Consider the following 4,752-nt stretch of genomic DNA (forward strand, 5'->3'; position numbering starts at 1 on the left):
AAAGCCCGACTTACATCGCCTAACCCAATGGTTGATGCCCCAACCATTTGAATATTGAGTGCGGCGTTTTCATCCCTACCATTAATTGACTGACAACCCGAACAACGCCATTCTCTGATAGACAAATCAAGACTTTCTAAAACATGACCACAGCAAGAGCAAGTCTTCGTACTGGGATACCACTGGTCGATGAAAACAACAAATTTATTCTTCTTTTTGGCAACCCATTCTAATATTTGTATAAACTCACCAAAAGCCAAATCTGATATCTTTCGACCCCAAAGACGCTGCATTCCTTTGAGGTTTAGTGTTTCAAAACACAGCACATCAAACTTATCAGTTAGTTCATGCGCTAATTTCCAAAACCAATCACGCCGACGATGGGAAATATCCTCGTATCTGCATACCAAATTCTTTCTAGCTCGTTCTCGATTAACTGAACCTTTTAGTTTCTTAGAATGCTGTCTACTAGCTTTTTTGATAGCGTTTAGGGACTGCTTAAAAAATTGGGGTGATTCAATTTTAGTACCATCTGAGCAAGTGAGAAATGTTTTCAAACCAAAATCAAAGCCAGCGATTTTACCCGTCTTAACTTCAACTTCTGCTTGACTAGCATTATCAACAACCACAACCATAAACAATTCACCCAATGGTGTACGTTTAATGGTTAGAGTTTTGAGTGTTCCCTCAATCTCCCTGGATTTCCAAAATTGATAAACTCGATTCCCAATTTTTATCCTGTTGCCCCCCAAAAATTTATAGCCTGCTTGCTTGAGGGTGAAGGACTTGTATTTTTTAACTTTTTTAAATCCTGGGGGTTTTACTCCTTTCTTGTTATGTTTAAAAAACAATTGGTAGGCTTTCTCGATGCGTTGACAGATATCTTGCACTGCTTGAGAACCTACTGATTGCCAGAATGAATTACGCTTTCTCAACTGGGCAATGTGAGACTGAAGTTTTGCACAACTTAAATGCTTGCCCCACATCCGATAGTAGCGTTTGTGTAGAGCAATGCAATGATTATAAATTACCCCGGCAGCATTTATTATGTGCTTGAGGTATCTATTTCTTTTGTGTTGATATAGCTTCAACTTCAGTGTTTTCATCTTAGTATTTTACCAAAAATATGAAGCTAAAAACTCATTTTCTTTTTAAATTAAGCAAAGTCGCCCTTCAAGGGCGAGGCTTTAAACCCATGTTTTTGGTAAACATTTTTAATATCACGCTGAATTTTTAATTTTTTAAGTACTAAAAATAACTTGCCCGTTGACTATTGCCACTAGTTTTACTCTCAATGGCCCGGCTGTATAAGTATTTACTGCTGCGATCGCTTTGATCTCCAATGGCTGCTGGTACTGCCCCAATTGGCTAACAAAGCGCAAAAAAGTACCTTCTATTTGCACACTTTCTACAATTCCGGCATTACGCGCCCGAAATTGGGAAGCAGAAATCAATAAATCTAACCGCTGCCTCAATTGATAGGATGTCATAGTTTTGGGATCGGCAGTAGTTGTAGCTAATACCTCACCTTGGGAAAAGACCAGTTGATTCCGCGCAGTATCGGTAAAAAATTCTATTTGCTTTTCTCCCCTAACGTAGTTACCAGCGGAAAAAATTCGCATTACATACTCCCGACCATCCTGAATTTGCTTGCTCAATAGCTCTACCCTCTCCTCGGTAACACGCAGTAGCTCTACATTTCCAGGATTTGTACCAGGCTCACTTAATTCGAGGTTGGCATTTCGGTTAGCTTCTTGTAAAAGTCGGATTACAGCTTCACGAGCTGCGGTGGCTTGGTTAACGCGAACCACAGCAGCCGCAATCACTTGACCGCGAACTAAAGCCAGCTTACCCAGACGCAGATCACGATAGGACTGATAATATTTTTCTAGCCTAGCGACTTCTTCTTCTAGATAGTCCTGTTGTTTTTCTAATTCTCGAAGGCGAGATTCCCGTTTAGCAATAACTTGCTCTCGCACTGCAACTTCTAAATTGCGTTTTTGAATCAGTTGATCCAGTTTGGCAATTTTTTGATCGCGCTGTGCAATGGCTTCCTGACGGTTAGCAAGTTCGCGATCGCGTTTTTCAATGGCTGTTTTGGCTTCGTCAATGGCTTTTTTTGCTTCGGCGTACAGTCGTTGCCTTTCTGTTTTAAGTTGTTCAACTGCCGCTTGCAGTCCTTTTCGTTGATTGTAAAGGCTTTGCAGTTCAGCTAGGGCTTGTTTATATTGAGTTACCACTTGACCCAGCTGGCTTTGAGTACCTTGGAGTTGAGCTTGGGTCTTAGCTTGTTGGCTAATGGTACGGTTGAGCTGAGCTTGGGTTTGTCTTTGCTTGGCATTGGCCGCTTGCAAGGATTGATTAATTGCCTGTAAATCTTGCTGCGCCTTTGCTTGTTCAACTTTTGCTTGGTTTAGCTCATTCTCTACCTGACTTTTTTGGGCTTCTGCGGTTTTTAACTGTTCCCGTTTTTGTCTCAGGTCTGTTTGAATATCCTCTAGCTGAAAGACTCCTTTACGCAATCCGTCATCAATAGCAAACAAAATTCCTAAAGTCGATGCTGAAATCAAACCACCCGTAAAAATAGTTACCAGTACAGCAGTGTTTTTCGGGCGTAGGTTAAATAGTGAGAGGCGTGCCTTGCCAACTCGTGTGCCAATGCGATCGCCCACGGTTGCAATTAAGCCTCCCACAATTAAAATCGCTGCAATGAGGATGTACCCGGTGGTCATCTTCAGCTACCAAAACGCTTCCAGATACAGCCTACTACTTTCAATCATTTTCTGTGGGGGAGCCAAAATTGGCAATAGCTGAAGTTATTCAATGTTTAGATTTACCTCCGATTGTGGCTATGATCTCTAAAAACACAATATGCACCACATAATGTCCCCCAATTGCTTTTAAGTAAACTGCCTACTTAAAGTAACTGGTTTATGCACAGTAATTTTCTTCTTGTGGATAGAAATCATCTTTTTCTCACGTAAATCTCCCAGTAACCTAGTGACGGTAACGCGAGTAGAACCAATTGCCTCAGCGATCGCTTGATGAGATAGTTTCAGATCAATTGTGATCCCATCTGCACAAGGAACACCAAAATCACGACAAAGAATTAATAAAAAACTTACCAACCTAGAACCCATATCTCGGTGAGCAAGAGTTTCAATCATCATCTCTGTCTGTAAAATCCGCGAAGAAAGACCCCGCAGCATTAACATAGATAATTCTGGATTTTCCTTGAGAGCTTGCTCAACCTGTTCAATTGGTGCCGACAGCAATTCTACAGGGGTAAATGCAACCGCATGGTAAAACCTATCTGACTTATTTCCCGTCAGCAATGACAACACACCAAAAACACTATTTTCCCGCAGCAATGCTACCGTTATTTCCTCTCCTGCCTCGTACACCCTGGAAAGTTTCACAGCACCCTTGAGAAGAAAATAAACTCGTTCGGCAGGATCACCGGGAAAAAAGATGGTTTTATTGCGTTCAAACGTTTCCACAACTGGCGGAAACGCCCCGGTCGCCATCTGACGAAATACATTTGCTAGGGCTTTATCTTGTGTCACGATCATCTCCCTTCCCCTACCCAATGCCGGAAAAACAAAAACCAATTACCTAAGAATACACCTGAAAAATCAATAAAGCACCGTCAACCTTTCTGTACTTTCCTATACTCCAACTTATTGCTTCATAACTCTTTGTTTACAATGATACATAATAGTTGAACTTTTGAGCTATTAATTGTTGATATATAGTGAAAAAAGATGTATTAAAAAGATTTTTTGAAGAACAATTGAAAATATATTGTGAATATCTTAAGAAAAAAATAATAATTTTTTGGCAGTAAAAACTCTTTCCAATATTCATTTTTACAAATAACCTACAAAACAAAGACAAAGTAGCCTCAGATTCTAGTATGCTCCTAGTGATTGATCGCATTTACAATTTCTATGCTTAATCTAACTGGAAAAAACGCCCTAGTTACAGGTATTGCCAATAACCGCTCGATCGCCTGGGGTATTGCCCAACAATTACACAAAGCAGGAGCGAACCTGGGTATTACTTACCTGCCAGATGAGCGCGGCAAGATGGAGAAAAAAGTCGCAGAATTAGTAGAACCCCTCAACCCCAGCTTATTTCTTCCCTGCAATGTCCAAAATGACGAACAGATTCAGTCTACTTTTGAGACCATCCGCGATCAGTGGGGAAAGTTAGACATTCTCATCCATTGCCTAGCCTTTGCCAACAAAGACGATTTGACTGGAGATTTTAGCCAAATTTCTCGCTCTGGCTTCAATACAGCTCTAGAAATCAGCACCTACTCGCTTGCACAGTTAAGTGGCGCGGCTAAACCGTTAATGACAGAGGGAGGTAGTATCGTCACCCTCACATATTTAGGCGGTGTCAGGGCAGTTCCCAACTATAACGTCATGGGAGTTGCTAAGGCAGGTTTGGAGGCAAGTGTGCGTTACTTGGCAGCTGAATTTGGTTCACATAATATCCGGGTGAATGCCATCTCTGCTGGCCCCATACGCACTTTGGCATCTTCGGCGGTTGGCGGAATTTTAGATATGATTCATCACGTGGAGCAAGTAGCTCCCCTACGACGCACTGTAACTCCGTTAGAAGTTGGCAATGCTGCGGCTTTTTTATGTAGCGATTTGTCTAGCGGAATTACCGGACAAGTTCTTTATGTAGATGCAGGATATGAAATTATGGGAATGTAATACGATTTGGGAATGGGGCATTGGG

4 protein-coding genes are annotated in these 4,752 nt (G+C 41.5%); 1 reads left to right on the forward strand and 3 read right to left on the reverse strand.

Annotated features, from left to right (window positions below; genetic code table 11):
- The 3 genes from IQ246_RS28870 to ntcA all read right to left on the reverse strand — a co-directional run.
- Positions 1–1,106: RNA-guided endonuclease TnpB family protein (locus IQ246_RS28870; RefSeq protein WP_194006717.1), on the reverse strand; the 1,106-nt coding region annotated here is incomplete at its 3' end.
- A gap of 135 nt (positions 1,107–1,241) precedes the next feature.
- Positions 1,242–2,732 carry a DUF3084 domain-containing protein gene (locus IQ246_RS28875; RefSeq protein ID WP_194006718.1) on the reverse strand — a complete coding sequence of 497 codons (1,491 nt, stop codon included), beginning with the start codon at positions 2,730–2,732 and terminating at the stop codon, positions 1,242–1,244.
- A gap of 168 nt (positions 2,733–2,900) precedes the next feature.
- Positions 2,901–3,572 carry a global nitrogen regulator NtcA gene (gene ntcA / locus IQ246_RS28880; protein ID WP_010998529.1) on the reverse strand — a complete coding sequence of 224 codons (672 nt, stop codon included), beginning with the start codon at positions 3,570–3,572 and terminating at the stop codon, positions 2,901–2,903.
- A 378-nt stretch (positions 3,573–3,950) separates the two neighbouring features.
- On the opposite strand from ntcA, the gene fabI reads away from it, so the two are divergent.
- Positions 3,951–4,727 (forward strand): enoyl-ACP reductase FabI, encoded by a 777-nt coding sequence (gene fabI / locus IQ246_RS28885; protein WP_194006719.1) that lies wholly within the window; start codon positions 3,951–3,953, stop codon positions 4,725–4,727.
- Positions 4,728–4,752: the final 25 nt, after the last annotated feature.

It is taken from the genome of aff. Roholtiella sp. LEGE 12411 (assembly GCF_015206995.1).
GTDB lineage: Bacteria > Cyanobacteriota > Cyanobacteriia > Cyanobacteriales > Nostocaceae > Komarekiella.